Here is a 25,164-nt window from a genome sequence, read left to right on the forward strand (position 1 = left end):
TCCCCATTTGAAGACGAGCTTCACGCTTTTTTAATTTGATTCGGTTTTTGGACTTAGTCCAGCGGGTTTCGAACGCATGGGTCAGCTTGCAGCCGGTGACTGACCTCTCTAGACGGTTCTTAATTGTTAATCATAGGGTACCCGTTTTTTTCGTACCGGTCAAGCAAAGAAAAAAACGTGGGGAAGGTCACAAATGACCCCCGCCACGTTTTTCATTGGTTATTAGCCCAAAATTTTCTTTAATTCCGCAACCTTGTCTAACTTTTCCCAAGGCAAGTCGATGTCGGTCCGGCCAAAATGACCGTAGGCAGCGGTTTGCTTGTAGATTGGCCGTTGTAAGTCGAGCATCTTGATAATCCCAGCCGGTCGGAGGTCAAAGACTTGACGAACGGCGGCGATCATTTCTTCTTCACTCTTGGTTCCGGTACCAAAGTTGTCAATCGAAATTGAAACCGGCTTGGCCACCCCAATCGCGTAGGCAACTTGGATTTCCAGCTTCTTTGCGTAGCCAGCGGCAACCAAGTTCTTGGCGATGTAGCGGGCGGCGTAACTAGCCGAACGGTCCACCTTGGTGGCGTCCTTACCGGAGAAGGCCCCCCCACCGTGGTGAGCGGCCCCACCGTAAGTATCGACGATGATCTTACGTCCAGTTAACCCGGCGTCCCCTTGCGGACCACCAATCACGAAGCGGCCGGTCGGGTTAATGAAGTACTTGGTTTGATCGTCCAGGTATTCAGCTGGAATCACGGCCTTGATAACCTGTTCCTTAACGTCTGCTTGGATTTGTTCCAAGGAAACGTCTGGGTCGTGTTGGGTCGATAAGACCACCGTGTCGACCCGGACCGGCTTGCCGTCTGCATCGTATTCCACCGTTACTTCGGCCTTGGCGTCCGGGCGTAAGTACTTGATGACCTTATCCTTGCGCAGGATGGCGATCCGCCGCATCAACTTGTGGGATAAGATTAGTGGCAGCGGCATGTATTCAGGCGTTTCATCGGTGGCAAAGCCAAACATCAACCCCTGGTCTCCGGCCCCAATTTGGTCGAGTGGGTCTACTTGACCCTCCCGGATTTCTAAGGAGTCGTCCACCCCTTGGGCGATGTCTTTGGACTGTTCATCCAGTGCCACGATGACGGCGCAGTTATCCCCGTCAAAACCGTACTTACCGTCCGTGTAACCAATCTCTTTGATCGTTTCACGCACCACGTGTTGGATGTCAACGTAGGCCGAGGTCGAAATTTCCCCGAAGACCAGGGCTAACCCGGTCGTCACGGACGTTTCAACGGCCACCCGGGCATCCGGGTCCTTTTCTAAGAGGGCGTCTAGGATGGCATCGCTGATCTGGTCGGCGATCTTGTCCGGGTGCCCCTCGGAAACGGATTCTGACGTGAATAAGTGTCGTTCTTTCATGTGATAATTCCCCCATTTTCTAAACATAGTGTTTTGCGGTTACAAGGCAGCGGAGCACTGGGCTCCCCCCATCGGGAATTGCTTCATAACAGGGGCAATAATATCATATTTTTCTATTAACTTTCAATTAAAGATTCGCAATCTTTGTTATACTAAGGTCAATGTCAAAACCTGAAAAGGACGTGTAAATCTAATGTGGAATCAACTCAAGGCGCAGGTTCACGCCACCGATTGGCAAGACCTTTTGCCGACCATCTGCATTCAATTAATTACCTGGTCATACGCCCCCTTCGCCTACGTGGTCGGCGTTGACGGGACCCACTTCACCAGCCATTTCGGCCCGCTTTTTTTATATGAATTATGCATCGGCGCCGCTATTACCCTGGCGATTAACCACCACTTCGCCTCCCAGCTGTCCTTGGTCCCCCTGGCCTTGAGCGTAATCTTCGCTGGGATTGGCTTTCTCAAGTCGCCGATCCTTTTGACCCTCTTGATCCTCTTGCCGGCCTACCTAGTCTTAATCCAGTTGCCGAACATTGACCTGCGCGGGGGGCTGAGGCTCGTCACCCTTGGTATCCTCATCACCTTAACCATCCCGGTTGCCTGCGCCTTTACCTCGACGCACTTCATGTCCTGGGTGATCGTCCGTTACTTTGTGCCGTTGGCCTGTTCAATCTGGTTTTTTTACGGGCCCTTTTTTATCACCAACGTTAAGCACTTAGTCCCCTTCGAAAGCGTGACCGGCCTTTTGTACGCCGCCGCCATTCTCTCCCACCCGCTGAGCGTGGCGACCATTTTCGCCCTCATTATTTCCTTGGGCGCTTGGTTCATGGTCATCTTGCCCACCACCCGGGAAAAGTATTGGAACTTTGTTTACGCCAACCTCGCCCAGTTAGTCACGATCGTTTTAATCTACTGGACCTAATCAAATCAAAAAGGAGCTAGCAGGGTTATTCCCTCCTAGCTCCTTTTTTGTGTGCCGTAAACTACTTGGCCGTCAATGACCACCGCCCCAGGCCTAAGCAAGGCGGGCGTTGATTACCCCGACCGCCGTTAAGTACGACATCACCACCACCGGGCCGGTAAACTTAAAGCCGACCCGTTTAAATTCGGTCGCCACTTGTTCGGACAGGGGCGTCTTGGCCGGTAAGGGCAGCCCTGGTACCGGCTCCATGCGAATCGAACGCCCGTTGGTAAAGGACCAGGTAAATTGTTCCAGGGTGCGTCCCTCTTGGTGCCACTGGCTTAAGATTTGGGCGTTATTGATCGTGGCCCGTACCTTCAACTGGTTGCGGATCAGCGCCGGGTCGGCTAAGAGCTTGGCGACCTCTTCTTCGCCAAACTGTGCAACCTTGGCCGGATCAAAGCCCTGGTAGGCTTCTAACAGGGCCAGGCGCTTTTGCCAAACTAAGGCCCAGCTGAGCCCCGATTGAAAGCACTCCAGGCACAGCATCTCAAAGAGTTTTTGTTCGTCGTGTTGGGCAAAGCCCCAGTCGTGATCGTAGTAAGCTTGCATGGCGGGCGACTTTTGCGCCCATTCTGGTCGGTTAACCATGGCAATCCCTCCTTTACCCTTTAAATACGGCAACTTTTTTAATCGGGCTTCTTTTTCGTGTCTTTTAATAGCAACGCTAGGAACAGCCCGACCAGTTCAACAAGCACCATCAGGGAAAAGACCGCCCGAAAGCCCGTCAAACTAGCGGCCGAGTGGCTAACACCGCTTTGACCAACCCGGTTCGTCACGTTGGCCAACACCATGGTGGCGACCACCACCCCCGCCGAACCAAGCACCTGGCGAACGGTGGTAATTACCGCCGTTCCGTGGGCCACCAAGCGGTCGGGTAAGGCGTTGGCACCCAGGGTAACGGCCGGCATCATGACAAAGGCGTTGCCCCCTTCAATCACCATCGCACAAAGGAGCATTCCCATCAAGCTGTGTTGACTAACCACTAAGATTCCCGCCCCCCAACCGATGATGATCATCGCCATCCCGACTAACATCGTCGGCTTAAAGCCAATCCGGTCCGCTAGCTTACCACTGAGCGGATTCAAAATCGATAAGAAGACCGCTCCGGGGACCAGGCTCATTCCAGACACAAAGGGACTCACCCCCAGTACCCCTTGATAGTACAGGGGGAAGATGATCGTGGTGACGATTAAGGCAATGTATGAAATCGAGGTCAATAAAACGGCCAAGTCGTAGTTAAAGGTTTTTAAAACGCGGAGCTCCAGTAGTGGGGTCGCCAGTTTAAGTTGGCGGACGACAAACCAGGCGAGGGCCAGCAGGCTAACGGCCAGTAGTGTCGCGGCCAGGTCCCAATTGACCCCTGCCTTGCCCACCTGGTTGATTCCCCACATTAAACCAATCAAGCCCAGCAGGAGAAACACCGACAGCCAATCCAATTTGCTCTGGTGGCGTTCCATTATGTCTTGAATCAGGCCGGCTCCCGCCAAGGCGAAGATAACGGTGATCACGATCATAAAGAAGATAAATAGGCTCTGCCAGGAAAAATACTTGAGGACAACACCGGACACGATCGGCCCCACCGCTAGGGCGGATCCCATTACCAAGCCAGCAATCCCCATCGTGGTGCCCCGCTCTTTTTCCGGGGTAATTTCTAGCAAAACGGTCTGGTAAGATGGGAAGAGTACCCCGACGGCAAAGGCCTCTAGTACCCGGCCAACCATCATAAACCAAAAGCCAGCCGCCCCCCAACTAACCGGGGTCAAAACGATCACCAGGCTGCCCAGGTCAAAGAGGGCTAAGGCGCCCATGAACATCTTTTTAAAGGACAGGTTGTTTAGCATCCAGGGGCTAATCGGCATCGCAACACACATTACCAGCATAAAGCCGGTCGTTAGCCACTGAACGGTGCTGGCCGAAATACCAAAGTCAGCCATCAAGGTCGGGTACGCCGTTGACAGCGATGACTGGCTGATCGACATCGTGAAGGTCCCCACCAAGAGGGTGGCCATGAAACCCAGCCGGTTAAATGAGTGGCTGGAGGGCTCAATTTGCGTTTCCATCGAATCCCTTCTTCTTTAGAAAACTTATAAAATTCCCTTTGCCCCCCATTATATGTTTGGATTTTAAAAATGTAAATGCTATACTAGGGTTAATTTAAAATGATTATAAAGGAGTGATCAAATGGCCAACGATGAATTCCAACACGCCCTCGAGCGGCTACATGAGCACAAGGTACGGTTAACCCCCCAACGCAAAGCGATCCTCCACTACTTGATTGGGCACCATACCCACCCAAGCGTCGAGATGATCTACAACGATTTAAAAAAGACTGACGACGGCCTTTCCATGGCCACGGTTTACAACACCCTCAAGATGTTGGTGACTTACAACCTAGTGATCGAACTGGATAACGGCGATGGCGCCACCCACTACGATTACTTTGGTCGCCCCCACTTCCACGTGGTTTGCGACTCCTGTGCTAAGATTACCGATGTGTTTGACGAGCGCTTTGCCGACCTCGCTAAGTCACTCGGGACCATCACCCGCGATCAAACCGGCTACCTGGTCACCCGTACGGACGTGGAGGTCCACGGTCTGTGCCCGGATTGCCAGGCTAAGTTGGGCTTGGCACGCTAAAAAAGAAGTGCCTGACAACCTCTCAGCAGGCCGTGGGGCTAAGCTAGGGCGGGGGTTGATGCGGAACGCATCGTTCTCCGTCCGTACTTAGACACTAGGCCTGCGGTTGTTGAGTACGTTAATAGAAGTGGCCAACAATCAGTTAGTAGGCCGTGGGGCGAAAACTTAGAGATTAAAAAAGGGGCTGTGACGCATGTCACAGCCCCTTTTGTGGTCTCTTTAATGCAATTTAGTTGGTCGCTTGGACAGGGAAATGATTCCCAGCGCCGCTAACCAGATCACGGCCGAGATTACCGACGGTAAGGTTTCCTTGCTCATGCAAAGGACAACTGCCGTGGCGGCCATGAAGGCCAAGAAGAGGTAGTCGGTAAACGGGGCCAGTGGCATCTTAAATTCGCGTTGGCCCGGGTTTTGCCGGTGGTACTTCAGGTGGGCCAGAATAATGCTGGTCCAGACGAATAAGAAGGCGGTCGTTGTCATCGAGGTCACCACGGTGAAGACTTGGCTAGGCACCAAGTAGTTTAAGATCACCGAGCACCCGACGACGATCACCGACACGATCACGGCCGTGGCCGGGACCTGCTTTTTGGAGAGCTTAGCAATCCGGCGTACGCTTGGCCGTGGCGAGTCGGAGGTCAGTTCCGCTAGCATCCGCCCGGTCGTGTACAACGATGAGTTGCAGGCCGAAGCCGCCGCCGTGATCACGACGAAGTTCACCACGGAGGCCGCCCCCCGAATCCCGATGTCTTTAAAGACCATTACGAAGGGCGACTGGGTCGGGTCCAGCTTGTTCCACGGGTAGATGGCCATAATGATTAACAAGGCCCCGACGTAAAAGAGCAGGATCCGCACCGGGATGTCGTTGATCGCCCGCGGAATCACCTTGCGGGGGTTTTGGGTTTCGGCCGCCGTCATCCCAATCATTTCGATTCCGACAAAGGCAAAGATGACCATTTGAAAGGACATCAAAAGGCCCTTAAAGCCGGTGGCAAAGAAGCCGCCGTAGTGCGCCAGGTTCCCCGGGTTCGCCCCCCGGTAACCAATCACCATTAAAACGATCCCGACGATGATCAGGGCCACAATGGCAATGATTTTAATCAGGGCAAACCAGAACTCGACTTCCCCAAAGGCCGATACCGTAATCAGGTTCAAGCACAAGAGGATGATCAGGGTCAACAAACCGGGGATCCACTGGGGTAAACCCGGCAACCACAGTTTGATGTAGGTCCCGATCGCCGTAATCTCAGCCATCGCAATTCCGACCCAACAGACCCAATAGGTCCACCCGGCCACAAAGCCGACCCGCGGTCCCATGTAATCGCGGATCGCTTCGATAAAGGTGTGGTAACGTAAGTCTGATAAGAGCAGCTCCCCTAACGCCCGCATCAACAGGAAGACCATGCCCCCGGTGATGATGTAAGCTAACAGGATTGACGGACCGGCCGCGTGAATCGACTGGCCAGACCCCAAGAACAACCCCGTCCCAATCGTTCCCCCCAGGGCAATTAATTGAACGTGGCGGTTCTTGAGGTTGCGGGCCATCTTTGGCTCTTCGGACCCGCTGGTTTGCTGATGATGATCAGCCATATAATCCTCATTCCTTTCTTCTGTCGAATATGGAAGCTTAATTTTCGGCGCTTTCTCACCGTACGTTAATAGAAACTTCATTATACACCATTTCGGTCCCCATGCGATAGGAGAAATGTGGTCGCTTCACCACTACTAAAATCTGGTACACTATCCTTGAGGTGATTATTAATGATATCAAACGAACAACGGGCCCACGACATCGCCCTGGCCCTGATGGCCAAAAATGCCGACCCCAAGAACCCGATTGCCGCCTACCACGAGTACGTGACCCTGCTTGTGCCCCTTTTAAAGGAGCTCGACCGTGACTTCCCTAAGGGGATCAACTAGGGGGCCAACATGGCAGACAAGCGACTTTTTATCCTCGCCCAACCAGACTTCCCTAAGACAAAGGGCTTTCAACTCTTAACCCGCTTTATGCAAGGGCACCGGGAAATCAAGGTTAGTTTCGCCACCCGCACGGCCCACCTGGCTGCGGCCCTAGCAACTGGGGAATGCGACCTAATCTTTGCGGCCGGTTTGACTAATCAGGCCCACGCCCTGATTACAGACCAAGAACCCTACCTGGCCGTCTTGCCCACCCCACTAGTTAGCCAACTGGGGCTGTCCATGGCCACCACCGTTAGTCTAGACCAACTCGCCGAACAAGACCTCCTCTTGCCTAGCCAGGGTCACCCGCTCCGCCGGGAACTGGACGCTAATTTTAAGATGGCCGGTACCCCGCTGCCGTCGGTGGAAGAAGAGGACGCCCTCGACCTGCGCTTAACTAAGGTTGCCCAATTTCTGGGGGCCACGCTTGCTCCCCAGTCCTCTTTACCAACTGAATTACCGGCCGGCTGCCAATTATTCGGCCTTTCCCCGGCCCTACTCAGTTCCCAAGGCTTCCTAGCCCCCGCCCAGCCCTCTGAAACGGCCCGCGTTTTCCTAGAATGGCTCCAAGAACAAAGCGGGCAATAGCCTTCTAGCAGACCGGTTATAAAATCAAGAAAGCGGCCAAGAGAATTCTCGGTTTCTCTTGGCCGCTTTCTTGAATTCGGGTTGCATAAATGATTTAATAAAATTATGGAAAGGTAACCTCTTCGCCAATGAAGTCGAGGGCGTTTCCTTCCCACGGAAGGTCGAGAACCGTCATTAGTGCTTCCACGCCTTGGTTGGTTTGTTGGTAAAGTTCGTAAGCACCGATCCGTTAGGCGCAGTCAGCACAAAACGGGGCGCCAATTTGGTCACCGGTCTTAGCGACAATTTCGTCAAATTTCTTAAAGGACAGCGGTTGGTTGCGAGAAGCTTCCAGTTCCGGGAACATGTTGGCCGTGGCCTTGCAAGCGTCAAACAGGTCGTGGGCTTCTAGCTTCTAACCACTCCCGGTACATGTTCAGCTCGTCTAGCATGGCGCCCCAGTACACCATCGTCGTCCGGCCGTCTTCGTTAGTGATCTTGTTAAAGCAAAAGCCCCTCAATGACATCACCACCAAAGATATCATTGAATCCGCTGAGGCCAGTCGTAAGACCTTTTACACATACTACAAGGATAAACGCGACCTGTTAATGGAAATTGAAGGGGCGATCATTACCGACTTACAAGAGGCCCTAAAAGAGGACCGTAAGTGCTTAACCCAGCACAGCTCCTTTCCAGACAAGGAAGAAATCTTCCGCCTCTCCCAGGAATCCTTTGCCCACACCGTCCAGGTTTGCAGCGATTACCGGGAAGTCAGCCGGATCCTGTTATCCCCAAACGGCGACATTAACCTACTCACCCGGATCAAGCGGATCACTTACTCGGAGTTCATGCACCGGGGCAAGCTTTTGTTTTACTTCAATAGCCAGCACCCCTCTACTAATGTTCACCCGTCACCGATCCCGGTTGACTACCTATTTGAAATCTACACCGGGACTTTGACCAACATCATTGTCCACTGGGTACGTTCCGATGACCGGATCTCAACCAGCGCCCTGCGTGAGATCATGGGGTACGCCCAAACCCACTCCCCGGTGGAATTGATCTACTTGACTAACTTCGACGAGCAAGCCGACCCCGATCAACCAAGCCACCACTTCAACTCCTAATCGCAAAAAGAGTGGCCAATCACCTTTGCCCCTGCTTAAACACGTGGGCTTTTGTTGTTGGCCACTTTTTTTCTGCCTATCATTTGCAACCACAACAAAAGGCTGAGAGCAATGAGCGTTCTCAGCCTTTTCTGCGTGCTACCACACACTTTAATTAGTCAATTTCAATGTGCTTACCATCATTAGCCTGCTTAGTCAGCTTAGGCAGGGTCAAAATCAAGACCCCATCGGTGTACTTGGCGTTAACCTGTTCCAAGTCCACCCCTGGCAAGCGGTACTGACGGCTCATCTGCCCGTAACGGCGTTCGGAGTGGAGGATGTTCCCATCCTTGTCGGACTCATCATCGAAGGTGTCACGGTGACCGGTGACCGTCAGGAGGTCGTCATTGTAGGAAATGTGAATGTCTTTCTTGTCAAAGCCTGGCATGTCAACCTTAACCCGGTATTGCTTAGCGGTTTCCTCAATGTCGGTCTTCATGTAGTTACTGTTAAACGGCAGGTTGGCGTTGTTAAAGAAGTTGTTGTCAAACCAATCTTGCATCATGTCACCAAAGAGGCCGTTGTTACGTTGTAATTCATTTGCCATGATAAGACTTCCTTTCACGAATCTTTTTATATTTCCTTCAACATCTTTATCATAGCACATTTAATTGCAGGTGCAAGCCCCTTTAGCAGTGCGAGTTGTTAACTGCTAAATCACGGCTTTGGCTGACTCGCTAATCACCCGTCAACCGGCTTTTTGGTGCTTTGTACCCCCACTTTTTAAATATTTATTTTTTGATAATATGAACAAAAAATCATTTATCTAAGTTGACGTGGGCGTTGACGGCGGCCAGGTTTTCTCGTTCCGTCCGCCGGTGCTCACGGCGGTTTTGGTAGGTCTCCATCAAAAAGGCTTGCTCATCATCTTCGCCAATTAAACGGTAATCGGTGAAGTTGGCAGCCTCATCGATGGCCACGTAGGTCATAAAGCACGAAAAGCCAAGGGTGCGCTTGCCGGTGGCCATTTCCTCAACGATCACCTTAGCAAAGACCTCAATTGACCGCTTACCGATCCCGGTTACAAAGGCCTGGAGTTCGGCCGCGTCCCCCAGGACAAAGGGCCGGGTAAACTGAACGTGATCCATGCTAGCGGTCACCACCGTCCCCCGGGCCAGCCGGACCGCCGCCAGGGAGGCCTCGGCATCGACCATGGCGAGTAACTTCCCCCCAAACATCGTCTCGTGTTCATTTAAATCGGCGCTCATTACCCGGTGGGTCGTCACCACCCGGGTCTGGTTACAAGTAATTTCTTTTACCACGTTGGCACCCCTTTCATTTTCCTTCTATTGTACCCGACTAAGGTCCCCTTTGGACACCCCAACCTTAAAAACGAAAAAAGACCGGGAGATTAGCTCTCCCGGTCTTTTTATCAATGTTCTCTGATCTGTTGGGTACTAGATCGCACTCCTATTTTAGTACCAACCGTGGCTTTCCCAGAAGGCTTGGGCTGCGGTCCAAGAGCCGTAACGGGAGGCTACGTATTGGTCAGCCACCTTTTCTTGGTTAGCGGCCGACAGGTCCCCATTTAAGTAGGAGATGGAAAGTTGGTACTTCCCGTAGTAGTTACCGTTTTTGGCGGTGTAAGAACCACCGGATTCCTTTTGGGTGATCCATTCCTTCGCTGCTTCTTCAGATGAGCTCAGGCTAGACGTGTAGGAGCTGGTGCTGGAAGTCGAAGTGGTTGTAGGAGTGGCTGCCATCGTCGTGTAGGCCGTTGAGGTAGCGGCGGCACTTTGGCTAGCGGCCTGTTGACTTTGCAGGGCGGCTTGGCTAGCGGCAGCGGCACTTTGGGCAGCGGCTTGACTAGCGGCAGCGGCACTTTGGGCAGCGGCTTGACTAGCGGCAGCGGCACTTTGGGCAGCGGCTAAACTATCTGCGCTAGCTTGGTCAGAGGCAGTCGAACTTGCTTGGCTAGCGGCGGAGGCACTGTCGGTTTGGGCTTGGCTAGTTGAACTAGCGCTAGCGGACGGCAGTGAGGCCACTTGACTGGCGGTGGCCGAAGTAATTTCACCGTCATCTTTGATCACTAACTTTTGCCCGACGTAGATCAGGTTCTTGTTAGCGATGTTGTTGTTGGAGGCGAGCGTGTCAACGAAGGCATAATCGTGACCGAACTGGCAAGAAATTCCGGAAAGCGTGTCCCCACTCTTAACGGTGTAAATTGAATCGGCATTTGCGGACACCGTCGTTGCAACGGTTCCCAACGCAACGGCGCCGGCGACAGTTGCGGTAAGTTTCAAGGCTTTCTTATTGAGCTTCATTAAAATGAATCCTTTCTTTCGTATCAGTATTTGTTCGTCGTTCCTATGCTGATTACTATACCCGCCTTTTGTTACCGCGCAGTGACAAGCAGTTCTCAATCGGCCGCCACTTTGTAACTTTCCGTAACAAGCTTAATTCAAACGGCAACGCCCGTTCGGGGTTCGAGGCCATGGAGGCGTATAGGTTGACCACCCTTTTCACCTCGGTCCCCCGCCCGTTTGGTTTTTGTAACATTTCACCCCAGTTTGGCGCCAAAATTTTTCCCAATTCCCCCTCGTTAAGTGAAAATCCCCGGTTTTTCGCCGTTTTTGTTACATTGCCGTAATCTGCAACAAAGGACCCCCTGAACTAAAAACAGCGGCTGGGCAAACCCCAACCGCTGTTTCTACTAAATAAAGGTGTTGAAATTAGTCGATGTCGTTGCAGATTACGACCGGCTTGATTAAGTCAGCCGGCTTGTGGTGCATCAGTTCGATGGCGTCCGGAATCTTCTCGAAGCCTTCGAAGCGGTGGGTGATCATCAGTGATGGATCGATCCGGCCGTTTACGACTAGTTGAGCTAGCTTTTCCATTCGCAAGCGGCCACCAGGCATCAGGCCACCGTGGATGGTCTTGTGACCCATCCCAACGCCCCAGTCACCGGCGTTGAAGACCACGTCGTCGTGACCATTTAGGTAGTTGACGTTCCCAATTGAACCACCCGGCTTGAGCATCCGGACGGCTTCTTCAAAGGTATCGGCGGCGTTCCCACCGGCGATCAGGACCTTGTCGACCCCTTGGCCGTTAGTGGCTTCTAGGATTTGGTCGGAGATCCGGCCGTTGTGGTAATCCACGATGTCGGTTGCCCCGTACTTCTTGGCCACTTCGACCGTCTTTTCCCGTGAACCAACCGCAAAGACGCGGCCGGCACCGTGGAGCACCGCCCCGCGCAGGGCCATCAAACCAACCGGTCCGATCCCGATCACGGCCACGGCGTCCCCAAAGGTTACGCCCGCTATTTTGGAAGCGTGGAGGCCAGTTGGGATCATGTCGGAAAGCATGCAGGCTTCCGCCGGGTCGATTTCCTTTGGTAAGAGGGCCAGGTTCCCGTCGGCGTCGTTAACGTGGATCCGGGTGGAGAAAACCCCATCCTTAATGTTGGAGAACTTCCAGCCACCCAACATCCCGTCGGAGTCAGTAGCGTAGCCGGCTTGGGAGTAAACGTCGGACCAGTTCGGCGTGATTGCCGGAATCAAAACCCGGTCACCAACCTTGAAGTCCTTGACTTCGCTACCGACTTCCACGATCTCCCCGCAGGCTTCGTGGCCGAGGATCATGTTCTCCCGCGGCCCTAAAGCGTCTTCGAAAACGGTGTGGAGGTCAGAGGTACACGGGGCAACGGCGAGCAGCCGCACCAGGGCGTCACGACTCCCCACCTTCGGATCTTCTTTTTCAATAAAGCCCGTCTTGCTCGGGCCCAGCATTGCAAAACCTTTCATGCTACTAATTACTACCTTTCGGATTAATATACGTTGGTTTCGGCATATATCAGTCGATAATTAAAGCCCGTTTGTTAACTTTTTAACATATTTTATTAATAATGGTGCAGCACCCTTATATCAACGTTGACCACGAAAACACCCCCACCATTTAGCGACCAAGTGATCGTCAAATCGTGAGGGTGGTGAATTTTTCTACAAAATTAAGTTAGGCTAACTTGTTGTGCCGTGACGGCATCAAGAGGTTCAAGACAATCGCCGTGATCGCCGCTACCGCGATCGGTGACCCCAGTAAGTATTGGATCATTTGTGGGGCCGCGTTGGTTACCTTGCTTGGCAAGAGGACCAGGGCCAAGGTCAAAATGATCGGTAAGCCGATGATGTACAGGTCGGATTCGCCGGTTTGTTGCTGGCGAATGACGTTCAACCCGTTGAGCATGATCGTCACGGTGATGATCGCAAAGACCCCCCCGATTACCGGCGCCGGAATTGCCGCCAAGAAGGCGGACAACTTGGCGAAGAAACCCAAGACGATAAACCAGCTCCCGGCGGCGATGAAGACCCGCTTGGAGGCGACCCCGGTGATGGAGATCACCCCGGCGTTGGTCGAGTAACCAGTTACCGGCGTCGTTCCGGCCAGGGCGGCTACTAAACAGGAGAGTCCTTCGCCGATGATCCCGTGGTTCCACTGGCGACTCGTAATCTTGTGGTTGGTAACGGCCCCCATCGCAAACCAGGTCCCGGTCGTTTCCGTGGTCAGGATGGCGTAGATGATGATGAAGGTCAGAATCGAAGTTAGGTTAAAGGAAATCCCCCAGTGTAGCATCGTCCGTTGTGGGAAGGAGAACCAAGCCGAATCGGCCACCGACTTCCAATCAAAGCGGCCCATCGAAGCGGACACCAGTGTCCCCACCAGGAGGGCGATCACGATCGAACCGGTCTTAAACAGCTTTTGCACCCGCGGGAAGCGAATCGAAATCGCCACGCAAATTAAGAGGGTGAGGGCCGTAATGGAGGCCAGTTCGATGTTTTGGTAAATGTTACCCGTCGCCTCAAAGATGTTGTCGTTTAAGGCCGAGGGGATCAAAGACAGGCCCACGCAGGTGATGATCGTTCCGCCGACCACCGCCGGCACCAGGGTGTTGATGATCTTTTGAAAGGCCCCGGATAAACCGAGCAAGACTAAGACGATCGCCCCGACCACGAGGGCACCCAGCAGGGTTGCCATCCCGTTGCCCTTCAGGCCTCCCGACGCCATGACGACCCCAGCGGCGGCCCCCAGCGGCACAAAGGACGGCCCCTGCGAAACCGGCATCTTCATAAAGAAGCAGGTTTGCAAAATCGTCCCGATCCCGGCCGCCAGGAAGGTCGATTGCAACAGCCCCGTTGAATCGGCGGCCCCCATCGCCATCATCCCGGCTAAAATGATCGGCGGCACGTAGACATCCATCGCCAGGACGTGTTGCAACCCTAGTAAGGTCGCCTCGCCAGCCGGCACCGGATCGTCCGGGCCAACAATCAGTGAACTCTCAACTTGATTTTCCATTTTCTCTCTCTTTCCGCAGCGAACTTGCTGCCCTTTGCTTAGGTAATGTTAAGATTTTAGCACCTCCATTCCCTAATGTAAATATGATTGTTCGCCTAAAAAAGCATTTACCCCATTGTTCGGAGGTAAATGCTTTTACATAGTTCGGATTTTAATGGAAGCGCTGACTGACCCGGTCGACCATGATCCGTGGGGCGGTGGCCGCTAGGGCCTTCACTAAGGCCGTTGGGTCGGCGAAGGCTCGCTGGCTAAATTGGACCCCCGCCGCCGGGCCGGCCGTCTTAAAGTGCGGCTCAATCTGCGGGAAGCTGTCCTCATCGACCAGGCTAAGGAGTTGGTAGTCTGCTTGCGCCCCCTGTCCGTCCAGCCAGTTGGTCAACCGGGTGACCTGGGCCGGGTGGCTACCTAAAACCGTCGTCACCGCTAACTGGCTGTACTGGGCCTGGTAGCAAGCCACCACTTGGCGGCTCACCCGGGCCCCGAAGTCACTGAGCTGGTAGAAGTTAACGTGGGCTCGTTCCCCCAGTAGCAATTCCGTGGCGTGAAAGGACGGCTTGGTGGTCGCCATTGGCTGGTCGTCAATGATCGTCACCGTCGCCCCCGCCCCCACCAAGATCAAATCGTGAACATTGGGGTGGGAATGTTCCCCGGCCAGCACGACCGGCGCCGGGCGTTCGGTTCCGTCGGGGACGTACAAGAAGCGCCCCCCGTTTAACAGGGCTAAGTGGGCGGCGTTTTCCTGGTTACCCTGCCAAGCAAGGGCCTTTTCCATTAGGTTTTCTTGCAGGAGTTCACTGAATTGGGGCGCCACGTTCAAGAGCGGTTGTTCCACTAGGTCGCCGACCCCCCGACTGGTCCCTTGTTCAACACCTAAGTCGGGGTCGGTTTGCCAGTCGGCTAACAAAGCCGGGGCGCCGGCCGCCAGGCGGTCAAACAGCCGCAAAGCAAGCTGGCGTTTCTGGCCTAGCCACGGGGCGGTCTGGGCGCTGGCCCGTTCAACCAAAGCAATTAATTCGTCGTTCATAAGGCCCCCTAGTGCACCAGCTTATCCCAGATAACGACTTCCCCGGTTGCCAAGGACTTAGGGACGTCAATGATCCGCTGGTTGGAACTCCCCCGAAACTGAAGGGTCAGGTCCTTTTTGGCCAACAAGAAGCGCCCGTCGACCAGGATATCGATCAAGGACAGCATCTCCAGTTTGTCTGCGGAATCTTGTAACAGCTCTTCCCAGGTGTAACCCGACCACGACCAGATGTCTTTTTGGTGGCCAAATTCCTGGCGGACCCGCTTAATCAATTTCAAGCAGACCTGGGTGTTTAAAAAGGGCTCCCCGCCCAAGAGGGTCAGCCCTTGGACGTAGTCGTGACCCAGGTCTTCGATGATCTGATCTTCCAATTCTTGCGTGTAGGGGGTGCCATAGTGGAAGTTTTGGGCCGCCTTGTTGTAGCAACCCGGGCAGTTAAAGAGGCACCCGGACACGTAAAGGCTGCACCGAACCCCTTCCCCGTCGACGAAGTTAAAGGGTTTGTAATCGGCGATGTATTGTTGTGAATGGTCCTTAGCGAGCCATTCTTTGGGCATCGGATTGTTTGGCTCTCTCAAACGCTGCGGCATGCTTAATCATTCCTCCTGTCATGTGCTTAGCCCGGTGGATAATTTCCTCGTGGCGCCCGTGGACCATTGGCCGTTGCTGGGGGTTACCTAAGTAGCCACAGGTCCGCTTGACCACGTCACAGGTCGCCGGATCGTGGTTACCACAATTAGGGCACTTGAAGCCCTGGGCGGTCGCTTCGAATTCGCCCTTAAAACCGCATTCAAAGCACTGGTCGATGGAAGTGTTGGTTCCCAGGTAACCGACGTGATCGTAGGCCCAGTCCCAAACGGCTTCTAAGGCCTTTGGGTTTTGGCGCAGGTTCGGGTATTCGCAGTAGTGAATGAAACCCCCACCGGCGTACTTGGGGAAGTCCTCTTCAAAGGCCAGCTTTTCAAACGGGGTCGGGTGCTTGCGGACGTCATAGTGGAAGGAGTTGGTGTAGTATTCCTTGTCGGTGACGTCCTCGACCTTGCCAAAGCGCTTGAGGTCGTCTTGGCAGAAGGTATCGGTCAAAGATTCGGCCGGGGTCGAGTAGAGGCTAAAGTGGTAGCCCTCCTCTTTTTCCCAGTCGGCACACAGGTCGTGCATCCGCTTGGCGATCTCTAAGACAAAGTCGTGGGCCGCTGGGCTATCTTCCCACTTCGGGCCAAAGAAGGTCGCCCCGACCTCGTATAATCCGATGTAGCCCAGCGAAACGGTCGCCCGGGAGTTCTTGAAGACCTCATCGACCGAATCGGTCCGCTTCAAGCGCTTACCAAAGGCCCCGTACATGTACAGTAACGGCGCGTTTTCCGGCTTGGCTTGCTTGGTCCGCTCGATTCGGTAATCAAGGGCGAGCTTGGCCAGGCGCATCTTTTCGTCAAAGATCTGCCAGAACAGCTCCCGGTTGCCCCGGGCTTCCAGGGCGATCCGCGGCAGGTTGACCGTCACGACCCCCAGGTTCATCCGGCCGGAGTTGACCTCCTTGCCGTTTTCGTCTTCCCAGCCCTGCAAAAAGGAGCGGCAGCCCATCGGGGTCTTAAAGGAGCCGGTCAACTCCTTGATCTTATCGTACATCAACAGGTCCGGGTACATCCGCTTGGTCGAACACTCCAGGGCCAGTTGCTTAATGTCGTAGTTGGGGTCAGTCGGGTCCAGGTTGAGGCCGCGCTTGACGGTGAAGGTCAACTTCGGGAAGATCGCCGTCCGGTGTTCCTTGCCCAAGCCCTTAATCCGGATTTGTAAGATCGCCCTTTGGATCTCGCGGGCCACCCAGGAAGTCCCCAGGCCAAAGTTAATCGTGGTAAACGGCGTCTGCCCCTGGGAGGAGTAGAGGGTGTTGATCTCGTATTCCAGGGCCTGCATGGCGTCGTAAATGTCCTTTTTAGTCTTGGTCTTGGCGTATTCTTCTTGCTTGTCTTCTGCCACCCACTGCTTGGCGTCGGCCAGGTGCTTTTGGTAGTTCTTCATCGCGTAGGGTTCCAACAATTGGTCGATCCGGTTGGCCGAACAGCCCCCGTACTGCAAGGAAGCGACGTTGGCGATGATCTGTGACATCTGGGCGGTGGCGGTTTGAATCGACTTTGGCGAGTCGACCCAGGCGTTGCCGATCTTGAAACCGTTAGCCAGCATCTCGTCAAAATCAATCAGGCAGCAGTTGGTTTCCGGGGTGACCGGGGAGTAGTCGAGGTCGTGCCAGTGAATGTCGCCACGCAGGTGGGCCTTAGCCACGACTTCGGGCATCATCTTGAGCCCTAGCGCCCGGGACACCACCCCGGCCTCCAGGTCCCGTTGGGTGTTGAAGACCTTGCTGTCCTTATTGGCGTTTTCGTGGACGACCCGCGAGTTCTCATCAAAGAGTTGGTTGAGCTTTTGCTGGGGGTCGGTGGCCTTGTCAAAGCTGGCGTCGTCTTGGCGGCGGTGCTCGGTGAAGGCGGTCGCCAGGTCGGTGCGCCCAGCCCGGTTCAAGGCGGCGCAAATCGCGTTAGCAATCTCTGCGGTCGTGACCGTTGCCTGGTCACTAAAGGCGTTGACTAAAAACCAGCTAACGTTTTTAGTGAGTTGCTCATCGGCGCCCAGGGCCCGCATGACCATCCCAATCTTGTAGCCGTAAAAGGGGGTCTTGGTCTGACCCCGTTTGATGACCGTGACGTCGCTTAAGGGCGCCAGGGTTTGGTTAGTAATGATTTCTTGCATCTTGATCATTCCTTTCGCGTTTAATCATTATCATATTCAATCATTATCATACGGGGCTCCCCAGTTCGACACAACATCTAGTTTTTGGATGATCGTTAATTACAAGATCTTGTGGTCAAAGTCAAACAATCGGCCACTTAGTCCTTTTCCCGGTTTCACTTAGCGGACCAAAGTGAGCTCCACCCCTACCCGTTCCCCGGTCGCCCCCCTTTTCGCGGTTCAGTCAACCGTTCCAAAGTCGGGGCGTCACTATTTTAATTAATCGATCGATAATGGAAAAAACGGCGCCCAGCTTTATTTTGGCCCATGAACCCCCCTTCATTTTGACCCCCGAAGCGCAAAAAAGAGCCGTGACCTTTTCGTCACGACTCCCTTATTTCGTTATCCGTTAGCCTAATTCGTACTTAGCGCCCATCCGCCGTTCCAGCCAGCCCAGTAATTGGGCCATCGCCTGGGTGAGGATGAAGTAGATCACGGCGGCCACTAACAGAGGCGGGATGAAGTTGTACAAGGTTCCCCCCACCCCGAGTGCTTCGGCAGTGATTTCTTGCACCCCAATGTAGAAGAGGACGGATGATTCCTTAATCAGGGTGATGAATTCGTTCCCCATCGCCGGTAAGACGTTGCGGAGGGCTTGGGGCAGCACAATCGAGAACATGGTTTCCTTTTGACTTAGTCCCAACGACAAGCCCGCTTCGGTTTGGCCGGCCGGGATGGAGATGATCCCGGACCGGAAGATTTCGGCCGTGTAGGCCCCGGAGTTAAGCCCTAAGGCAATCGCCCCCGGGATGATCCGGTCCAGTCCCGACCCCAAAATTTGGGTCTGCGGTAGTGGCAAGGAACGGGCCAACAGGTAGTAGATCAACATCACTTGGATCATCGACGGGGTTCCCCGCACGATAGCGATGTAGGCCCGTGCGATCCATGAAATCGGCTTTACCTTGGACATCCGCATCAGGACCATCAAGAGGCCGATCAAGAAGCCGATGATGACCCCGATGATGGAGATGATCATCGTCTGGGCGGTCCCCTCTAAAAAGAGCGGCCAATATTGTCCTAGAAAATCAAACATGTGCAATCCCCCTGTTAACTAACTACTTGTTGGTGTTTTGTTCTTGAATCTCTTGTGCCTTCTTGAAGAGCTTGTCTAATTCGCCGGACTTTTGCAGCTTGGTGATTTCCTTGTTGACGGCAGCCTTTAACTTCGGTTCGTCCTTTGGAATGGCGATTGAAATTTCCTTCATGGATGCCGGTGCCGTGATCTTAACCTTGGCGATGGCGTAAGTGTCCGGGTATTGGGCAACGTATTGTTCCGCGACCTTCTTGGCTAAGACGACCCCGTCGAGCTTACCGGACTTCAGGTCGGTCGCTAACCCGGTGACTAAGCTTTCGGAAACCAGCTTCGCCTTGGTTTGGGTCTTAGCGATCGTTTCCTGGGTGGATGATTGTTGAACCCCGAAGGAAGCGCCCTTCGTGTCGGCGATCGTGTTGTACTTATCGGCGTCGGCCTTCTTAACTAGGAGGGATTCTTGTTCCGTGTAGTACGGCTTAGAAAAGTCCACGGCCTTTTTCCGTTGTGGCGTCACGTTCATCCCGGCCAGGGCGATGTCGACCTTGTGATCTTGCAACTCGCTAATAATGGAGGAGAATTCCATGTTTTGCACCTTGAGCTTAACCCCGAGGCTGTCAGCGATCTTTTGGGCAACCATGATGTCGTAACCGACGTATTCCTTCTTCCCGTTCTTCATGATCGTGAATTCAAACGGGGCGTAGTCGGCGGAGGTCCCCATCGTCAAGACCTTCTTGTCCTTAATTTGTTGCAGGCTATCGTCGCTCTTCTTCCCACACCCGGCGAGCCCAATCACCACCAAGAATGCTAACGACAGTAGCGCCAACCATTTCTTATTAACCTTCATATTAATGATCCTCTTTCCTCAATTGAATAATCATTGTATATATCTTGAATATGTTTTATATAGTACCGCCTTTCTTGCAAAGAGGCAAGTCTTTTTTAATAAAAATACGACATTTTTCGGTGAATATGCGATAAATACGTATATTTCATCCCGTGATATACAATTTAATTCAACCCGAAATAACCATCAATCCCCGTCGACACCGTTTTCATTCACCAAATAGTGCTTAATTGATTATTCATCACCACTCCGTTGTTCCAATTACTAGTTGGAGTTGTTAAAGCTTACTAAAAGGACCCCCACTATTATCAAGCGGACGCCTAACCACTGAGCTAGGGCCACCCGTTCGTGGTACACGAATTGCCCCAGTAACGTCGCCGCTATAATTCCAAGCGCCGCCCAGATTGACTCCGCTACGCTTAGGGGTAATTTTTGGTACGACAACGCCATTAGGTAAAAACTAACCCCGTAGCACGCCAAACTAGTTATACCGATCCCTACCCGTGTGAAACCAACGGAGAGTTTTAGGAGGTTCGTTCCTAAAATCTCAAATCCGATCGCCAGGCTTAATAGTGCGTATCCCACTTTCTCTTCCTCCCTTTAATGAACATATGTTGTTTAACAAACAATAATAGTTTACAGTAAAAGCACCTAAGTACCATCTGTAACGGGCGGCATACCGTTCGTTAACCGACAGATTGGCAAATCTATGCTAAAAAAGGGGAGCAAAATATGGTTGATCGTCGCAGTCGCCGGAGCCAACGTCTCATTAAAGAGGCCTTTTACCGCCTCATCGTCCAAAAACCACTCTTTCGCCTGACGGTGGCTGAAATCACCCGGGAAGCTGACCTGGGGCGGGGGCCATTACCACGATGTCTTTGACCTCTACGACCAGGAGTTGGCTGCTCACGTCGATACGTTACTGGCCCTCTTTAAAAGGCATTATCTAACCGCCTTTGATAAGCATGACTTTGTCCCCTTGTTTTCATCCATTATCAACTACCTAACCACCAACCAGGAGCTTCAGGCCCTAATGCACGAAGCCTACAACCAATCCCGGGCGCTGGCCGAAATAACGCACGCCTTTCAAACCACCGTCACCCTCAGCGAGGTCGCTGATTTTGGGGGACAAAACGATTTAGCAACCCAACTGGAAATTAATTACAACCTAGCGGGGGTACTGACCATTCTTACTGACTGGCAAAAGGGCAACATCAACGCTAGCGTTACTGAGCTAACAACGTCCCTGGCCGCAATTGCTCGTCACCACTGGCAATAACGACGTCCCGCTAAATCCTGTTGCTGGATTACCATTGGGGTAATTCGTTGACAGGATTTTTAGGTTTTGAGGACACAAAAAAAGACGCCCCGAAGGACGCCTTGGAACTGAATATTACACGAGATGCTTAAAGGCAATAAGCCATGGAATGCCTCCGGTGGGGGTCGAACCCACACTCCCAAACGGGAACTGGATTTTGAGTCCAGCGCGTCTGCCAATTCCGCCACAGAGGCAAGATAACAAAGGTGGTAACCGGATTCGAACCGGTGATGAAGGTTTTGCAGACCTGTGCCTTACCACTTGGCTATACCACCATTGAGCATCTACTATTCAATTCATACAATTAGACGGGCATTACCCCGTCTAATCAGAAGGGCGGTATGTGGGATTCGAACCCACGCATGTCGGACCCACAAACCGATGTGTTAACCAAACTTCACCAATACCGCCAAAATATTCAGTTGAGCAGGGATAGTAGGAATCGAACCCACAATGACGGTTTTGGAGACCGTAGTTATACCGTTTAACTATATCCCTATAATAAAGTGGAGGAGAGTGGATTCGAACCACCGAACCAAGAGGAACGGTTTTACAGACCGTCGCGTTTAACCAGACTTCGCTACTCCTCCATCAATGGCGCAGGACGGAATCGAACCGCCGACACATGGAGCTTCAATCCATTGCTCTACCAACTGAGCTACTGAGCCATCGTGGTGTAGGTTTGCAACCAAATGGTTGCGATGGAGGATACAGGGCTCGAACCTGTGACCCTCTGCTTGTAAGGCAGACGCTCTCCCAACTGAGCTAATCCTCCAAAAAGTGACCCGTACGGGATTCGAACCCATGATACCACCGTGAAAGGGTGGTGTCTTAACCACTTGACCAACGGGTCATAAACGGAGAGTAAGGGATTCGAACCCTTGATACAGGCTTTAACCCGTATACAGCATTTCCAATGCTGCTCCTTCGGCCAGCTCGGACAACTCTCCAATTCGCGTGGCAACGTCCTATCCTCGCAGGGGGCGATCCCCCAACTACTTTTGGCGTGCTGAAGCTTAACTTCTGTGTTCGGCATGGGAACAGGTGTATCCTTCAGGCCATCATCACCACACTTTGAAAGCTTGTGCTTTCAAAACTAAACAATATCTTTTCTCATCAAGAATCCTCACACCTGACTTGGTTAAGTCCTCGACCGATTAGTAATGGTCCGCTCCATGCGTCACCGCACTTCCACTTCCATCCTATCTACCACATCATCTCTGTGGGGTCTTACTTCCAAAGGAATGGGAAATCTCATCTTGAGGCGAGTTTCACACTTAGATGCTTTCAGCGTTTATCTCATCCATACATAGCTACCCAGCGATGCTCCTGGCGGAACAACTGGTACACCAGCGGTATGTCCATCCCGGTCCTCTCGTACTAAGGACAGGTCCTCTCAAATTTCCTACGCCCGCGACGGATAGGGACCGAACTGTCTCACGACGTTCTGAACCCAGCTCGCGTACCGCTTTAATGGGCGAACAGCCCAACCCTTGGGACCGACTACAGCCCCAGGATGCGATGAGCCGACATCGAGGTGCCAAACCTCCCCGTCGATGTGGACTCTTGGGGGAGATAAGCCTGTTATCCCCAGGGTAGCTTTTATCCGTTGAGCGATGGCCCTTCCATGCGGAACCACCGGATCACTAAGCCCGACTTTCGTCCCTGCTCGACCTGTCTGTCTCGCAGTCAAGCTCGCTTGTGCCTTTACACTCTGCGAATGATTTCCAACCATTCTGAGCGAACCTTTGGGCGCCTCCGTTACCTTTTGGGAGGCGACCGCCCCAGTCAAACTGCCCACCTGACACTGTCTCCCACCACGATCAGTGGTGCGGGTTAGAGTGGTCATAATACAAGGGTAGTATCCCACCAATGCCTCCACCGAAACTAGCGTCCCGGTTTCTACGGCTCCTACCTATCCTGTACAAGTAGTACAAACACTCAATATCAAGCTACAGTAAAGCTCCATGGGGTCTTTCCGTCCTGTCGCGGGTAGCCTGCATCTTCACAGGCAATTCAATTTCACCGAGTCTCTCGTTGAGACAGTGCCCAGATCGTTACGCCTTTCGTGCGGGTCGGAACTTACCCGACAAGGAATTTCGCTACCTTAGGACCGTTATAGTTACGGCCGCCGTTTACTGGGGCTTCAATTCAGGGCTTCGCCGAAGCTAACTCTTCCTTTTAACCTTCCAGCACCGGGCAGGCGTCAGCCCCTATACTTCATCTTACGATTTTGCAGAAACCTGTGTTTTTGATAAACAGTCGCCTGGGCCTTTTCACTGCGGCTGGTCTTGCGACCAGCACCCCTTCTCCCGAAGTTACGGGGTCATTTTGCCGAGTTCCTTAACGAGAGTTCACTCGCTCACCTTAGGATTCTCTCCTCGACTACCTGTGTCGGTTTGCGGTACGGGCAGTTAAATACTCACTAGAAGCTTTTCTCGGCAGTGTGACATCGGCAACTTCGCTACTTTAATTTCGCTCCCCATCACAGCTTGTCAACCCGGCTTAAAGCATTTGACTCTAAACCTGACTTACTGCTTGGCCAGACACTTCCAATCGTCTGGTTTGCTTAGCCTCCTGCGTCCCTCCATCATTCAAACGCATTTAACTGGTACAGGAATCTCAACCTGTTATCCATCGACTACGCCTCTCGGCCTCGCCTTAGGTCCCGACTTACCCTGGGAGGACGAGCCTTCCCCAGGAAACCTTAGTCATTCGGTGGACAGGATTCTCACCTGTCTTTCGCTACTCATACCGGCATTCTCACTTCTAAGCGCTCCACTAGTCCTCACGGTCTAACTTCGTCGCCCTTAGAACGCTCTCCTATCACGTGTCCAAAAGGACACATCCACAGTTTCGGTAATATGCTTAGCCCCGGTACATTTTCGGCGCAGAATCACTCGACTAGTGAGCTATTACGCACTCTTTAAATGATGGCTGCTTCTGAGCCAACATCCTAGTTGTCTATGCAACTCCACATCCTTTTCCACTTAGCATATATTTAGGGACCTTAACTGGTGATCTGGGCTGTTCCCCTTTCGACGGTGGATCTTATCACTCATCGTCTGACTCCCGGACATAAATCATTGGCATTCGGAGTTTATCTGAAGTCGGTAACCCATGACGGGCCCCTCGTCCAAACAGTGCTCTACCTCCAAGATTCTCGATTCCGAGGCTCCCCCTAAAGAGATTTCGGAGAGAACCAGCTATCTCCAAGTTCGTTTGGAATTTCACCGCTACCCACACCTCATCCCAGCCTTTTTCAACAGACACGGGTTCGGGCCTCCAGTGCGTTTTACCGCACCTTCACCCTGGACATGGGTAGGTCACCTGGTTTCGGGTACATAACTACGTACTTCATACGCCCATTTCAGACTCGCTTTCGCTGCGGCTCCGGTTTTTCCACCTTAACCTTGCACGTAATCATGACTCGCCGGTTCATTCTGCAAGAGGCACGCCGTCACCCATTAACGGGCTCCGACAGCTTGTAGGCACATGGTTTCAGGAACTATTTCACTCCCCTCCCGGGGTGCTTTTCACCTTTCCCTCACGGTACTGGTTCACTATCGGTCACTAGGGAGTATTTAGCCTTGCGAGATGGTCCTCGCGGATTCCGACGGGGTTTCACGTGTCCCGCCGTACTCAGGATCCTGAACGGAGAGAACCAGGTTTCGTCTACTGGACTATCACCATCTCTGGTGTGGCTTCCCAGCCACTTCGACTACCTGATTCTTTGGTAACTCCAAAGTTCAGTCCTACAACCCCACTGAGCAAGCTCAGTGGTTTGGGCTCTTCCCGTTTCGCTCGCCGCTACTCAGGGAATCGAATTTTCTTTCTCTTCCTGCAGCTACTAAGATGTTTCAGTTCACTGCGTCTACCTCTTGGCAGCTATGAATTCACTGCTCAAGTAATCATCGACTAAGATGATTGGGTTTCCCCATTCGGAAATCTCCGGATCAAAGCGTACTTACCACTCCCCGAAGCATATCGGTGTTAGTCCCGTCCTTCATCGGCTCCTAGTACCAAGGCATTCACCATGCGCCCTTCATAACTTAACCTTACTGATCGTAGATCAGTCAAGTTAGTTGAGTATGCGATTATAATTCGTTAAAAACTCAAATAACGCGGTGTTCTCGGTTTTCTTAATTTTATTAGAAATTGATATTAT

Annotated in this window: 22 protein-coding genes, 9 tRNA genes and 2 rRNA genes; 7 read left to right on the forward strand and 26 right to left on the reverse strand. The window is 52.9% G+C overall.

Annotation, left to right across the window (positions count from 1 at the left end; translation table 11 throughout):
- Positions 1-222 precede the first annotated feature (222 nt).
- A complete protein-coding gene (gene metK, locus FG166_RS07160) occupies positions 223-1,410 on the reverse strand; it encodes a methionine adenosyltransferase (protein ID WP_003686137.1) in 1,188 nt (395 codons plus the stop codon).
- A 193-nt stretch (positions 1,411-1,603) separates the two neighbouring features.
- Here metK and FG166_RS07165 point away from each other — a divergent pair, with 193 nt between their 5' ends.
- A complete protein-coding gene (locus FG166_RS07165; RefSeq protein ID WP_003683626.1) occupies positions 1,604-2,335 on the forward strand; it encodes a hypothetical protein in 732 nt (243 codons plus the stop codon).
- Positions 2,336-2,428: 93 nt separating this feature from the next.
- Here the strand turns inward: FG166_RS07165 and FG166_RS07170 are convergent, their stop codons facing one another.
- On the reverse strand, positions 2,429-2,965 hold the full coding sequence (locus FG166_RS07170; RefSeq protein ID WP_003683624.1) for a DNA-3-methyladenine glycosylase I: 537 nt from the start codon (positions 2,963-2,965) through the stop codon (positions 2,429-2,431).
- Positions 2,966-3,003: 38 nt separating this feature from the next.
- Positions 3,004-4,437 carry an MFS transporter gene (locus FG166_RS07175; protein ID WP_003683622.1) on the reverse strand — a complete coding sequence of 478 codons (1,434 nt, stop codon included), beginning with the start codon at positions 4,435-4,437 and terminating at the stop codon, positions 3,004-3,006.
- A gap of 121 nt (positions 4,438-4,558) precedes the next feature.
- Here FG166_RS07175 and FG166_RS07180 point away from each other — a divergent pair, with 121 nt between their 5' ends.
- Complete coding sequence (locus FG166_RS07180) at positions 4,559-5,014, forward strand: Fur family transcriptional regulator (protein ID WP_003683620.1); 456 nt, start codon at positions 4,559-4,561, stop codon at positions 5,012-5,014.
- Between the two features lie 219 nt (positions 5,015-5,233).
- Here the strand turns inward: FG166_RS07180 and FG166_RS07185 are convergent, their stop codons facing one another.
- Positions 5,234-6,601, reverse strand: a complete 1,368-nt coding sequence (locus FG166_RS07185) for an amino acid permease (protein ID WP_035431122.1) — start codon at positions 6,599-6,601, stop codon at positions 5,234-5,236.
- 171 nt (positions 6,602-6,772) lie between these two features.
- Between FG166_RS07185 and FG166_RS07190 the strand changes: the two genes are divergently transcribed.
- The 3 genes from FG166_RS07190 (at position 6,773) to FG166_RS07205 (ending at position 8,665) form a co-directional block, all read left to right on the forward strand.
- A complete protein-coding gene (locus FG166_RS07190; RefSeq protein ID WP_003683616.1) occupies positions 6,773-6,931 on the forward strand; it encodes a hypothetical protein in 159 nt (52 codons plus the stop codon).
- Between the two features lie 9 nt (positions 6,932-6,940).
- Positions 6,941-7,558 carry a LysR family transcriptional regulator substrate-binding protein gene (locus tag FG166_RS07195; protein ID WP_003683614.1) on the forward strand — a complete coding sequence of 206 codons (618 nt, stop codon included), beginning with the start codon at positions 6,941-6,943 and terminating at the stop codon, positions 7,556-7,558.
- A gap of 429 nt (positions 7,559-7,987) precedes the next feature.
- The gene (locus FG166_RS07205; protein WP_035431169.1) at positions 7,988-8,665 is read left to right on the forward strand and encodes a TetR/AcrR family transcriptional regulator; all 678 of its coding nucleotides are present in this window, start codon (positions 7,988-7,990) and stop codon (positions 8,663-8,665) included.
- Positions 8,666-8,819: 154 nt separating this feature from the next.
- Here the strand turns inward: FG166_RS07205 and FG166_RS07210 are convergent, their stop codons facing one another.
- The 11 genes from FG166_RS07210 to FG166_RS09775 all read right to left on the reverse strand — a co-directional run bounded on the left by FG166_RS07210 (position 8,820) and on the right by FG166_RS09775 (position 20,263).
- Positions 8,820-9,251: an Hsp20/alpha crystallin family protein gene (locus FG166_RS07210; protein WP_024501077.1), complete on the reverse strand. Its 432-nt coding sequence runs from the start codon at positions 9,249-9,251 to the stop codon at positions 8,820-8,822.
- A gap of 211 nt (positions 9,252-9,462) precedes the next feature.
- The gene (locus FG166_RS07215) at positions 9,463-9,966 is read right to left on the reverse strand and encodes an acyl-CoA thioesterase (protein ID WP_012391509.1); all 504 of its coding nucleotides are present in this window, start codon (positions 9,964-9,966) and stop codon (positions 9,463-9,465) included.
- Positions 9,967-10,119: 153 nt separating this feature from the next.
- Positions 10,120-10,968 carry an aggregation-promoting factor gene (gene apf, locus FG166_RS07220; RefSeq protein WP_003683605.1) on the reverse strand — a complete coding sequence of 283 codons (849 nt, stop codon included), beginning with the start codon at positions 10,966-10,968 and terminating at the stop codon, positions 10,120-10,122.
- 408 nt (positions 10,969-11,376) lie between these two features.
- The gene (locus FG166_RS07225) at positions 11,377-12,447 is read right to left on the reverse strand and encodes an NAD(P)-dependent alcohol dehydrogenase (RefSeq protein ID WP_003683602.1); all 1,071 of its coding nucleotides are present in this window, start codon (positions 12,445-12,447) and stop codon (positions 11,377-11,379) included.
- Between the two features lie 208 nt (positions 12,448-12,655).
- Positions 12,656-13,993, reverse strand: a complete 1,338-nt coding sequence (locus tag FG166_RS07230; RefSeq protein WP_003683599.1) for a uracil-xanthine permease family protein — start codon at positions 13,991-13,993, stop codon at positions 12,656-12,658.
- Positions 13,994-14,144: 151 nt separating this feature from the next.
- Positions 14,145-15,017, reverse strand: coding sequence for a SufD family Fe-S cluster assembly protein (locus FG166_RS07235; RefSeq protein ID WP_003683597.1), 873 nt, complete (start codon positions 15,015-15,017; stop codon positions 14,145-14,147).
- An 8-nt stretch (positions 15,018-15,025) separates the two neighbouring features.
- Positions 15,026-15,607: an anaerobic ribonucleoside-triphosphate reductase activating protein gene (gene nrdG / locus FG166_RS07240; protein WP_003686107.1), complete on the reverse strand. Its 582-nt coding sequence runs from the start codon at positions 15,605-15,607 to the stop codon at positions 15,026-15,028.
- Complete coding sequence (gene nrdD, locus FG166_RS07245) at positions 15,552-17,762, reverse strand: anaerobic ribonucleoside-triphosphate reductase (protein ID WP_015639284.1); 2,211 nt, start codon at positions 17,760-17,762, stop codon at positions 15,552-15,554. The genes nrdG and nrdD overlap by 56 nt, the downstream gene beginning before the upstream one ends.
- Before the next feature lie 388 nt (positions 17,763-18,150).
- Positions 18,151-18,834, reverse strand: coding sequence for an amino acid ABC transporter permease (locus FG166_RS07250; protein WP_003683592.1), 684 nt, complete (start codon positions 18,832-18,834; stop codon positions 18,151-18,153).
- Positions 18,835-18,856: 22 nt separating this feature from the next.
- Complete coding sequence (locus FG166_RS07255) at positions 18,857-19,678, reverse strand: ABC transporter substrate-binding protein (RefSeq protein WP_003683590.1); 822 nt, start codon at positions 19,676-19,678, stop codon at positions 18,857-18,859.
- A 264-nt stretch (positions 19,679-19,942) separates the two neighbouring features.
- Positions 19,943-20,263, reverse strand: coding sequence for a DMT family transporter (locus tag FG166_RS09775; RefSeq protein ID WP_003683588.1), 321 nt, complete (start codon positions 20,261-20,263; stop codon positions 19,943-19,945).
- 147 nt (positions 20,264-20,410) lie between these two features.
- On the opposite strand from FG166_RS09775, the gene FG166_RS07265 reads away from it, so the two are divergent.
- Positions 20,411-20,560, forward strand: coding sequence for a hypothetical protein (locus tag FG166_RS07265; protein WP_003683586.1), 150 nt, complete (start codon positions 20,411-20,413; stop codon positions 20,558-20,560).
- Positions 20,561-20,576: 16 nt separating this feature from the next.
- The gene (locus tag FG166_RS07270) at positions 20,577-20,957 is read left to right on the forward strand and encodes a hypothetical protein (RefSeq protein ID WP_003683584.1); all 381 of its coding nucleotides are present in this window, start codon (positions 20,577-20,579) and stop codon (positions 20,955-20,957) included.
- Between the two features lie 149 nt (positions 20,958-21,106).
- Here FG166_RS07270 and FG166_RS07275 read toward each other — a convergent pair.
- The 11 genes from FG166_RS07275 to FG166_RS07325 all read right to left on the reverse strand — a co-directional run bounded on the left by FG166_RS07275 (position 21,107) and on the right by FG166_RS07325 (position 25,054).
- Positions 21,107-21,190 (reverse strand) — tRNA-Leu (locus FG166_RS07275).
- A 10-nt stretch (positions 21,191-21,200) separates the two neighbouring features.
- Positions 21,201-21,271 (reverse strand) — tRNA-Cys (locus FG166_RS07280).
- 60 nt (positions 21,272-21,331) lie between these two features.
- Positions 21,332-21,406 (reverse strand) — tRNA-His (locus tag FG166_RS07285).
- Positions 21,407-21,423: 17 nt separating this feature from the next.
- Positions 21,424-21,494 (reverse strand) — tRNA-Trp (locus FG166_RS07290).
- 9 nt (positions 21,495-21,503) lie between these two features.
- A tRNA-Tyr gene (locus FG166_RS07295) sits at positions 21,504-21,586 on the reverse strand.
- Between the two features lie 5 nt (positions 21,587-21,591).
- A tRNA-Phe gene (locus FG166_RS07300) sits at positions 21,592-21,664 on the reverse strand.
- A 34-nt stretch (positions 21,665-21,698) separates the two neighbouring features.
- Positions 21,699-21,771: transfer RNA gene (locus tag FG166_RS07305), tRNA-Val, on the reverse strand.
- A gap of 6 nt (positions 21,772-21,777) precedes the next feature.
- Positions 21,778-21,849, reverse strand: a tRNA-Glu gene (locus tag FG166_RS07310).
- Positions 21,850-21,854: 5 nt separating this feature from the next.
- Positions 21,855-21,946: transfer RNA gene (locus FG166_RS07315), tRNA-Ser, on the reverse strand.
- A gap of 5 nt (positions 21,947-21,951) precedes the next feature.
- Positions 21,952-22,068, reverse strand: a 5S ribosomal RNA gene (gene rrf / locus FG166_RS07320).
- A 65-nt stretch (positions 22,069-22,133) separates the two neighbouring features.
- Positions 22,134-25,054: ribosomal RNA gene (locus FG166_RS07325) — 23S ribosomal RNA — on the reverse strand.
- Between the last annotated feature and the right edge of the window lie 110 nt (positions 25,055-25,164).

Source organism: Limosilactobacillus fermentum (genome assembly GCF_013394085.1).
Taxonomy (GTDB): domain Bacteria; phylum Bacillota; class Bacilli; order Lactobacillales; family Lactobacillaceae; genus Limosilactobacillus; species Limosilactobacillus fermentum.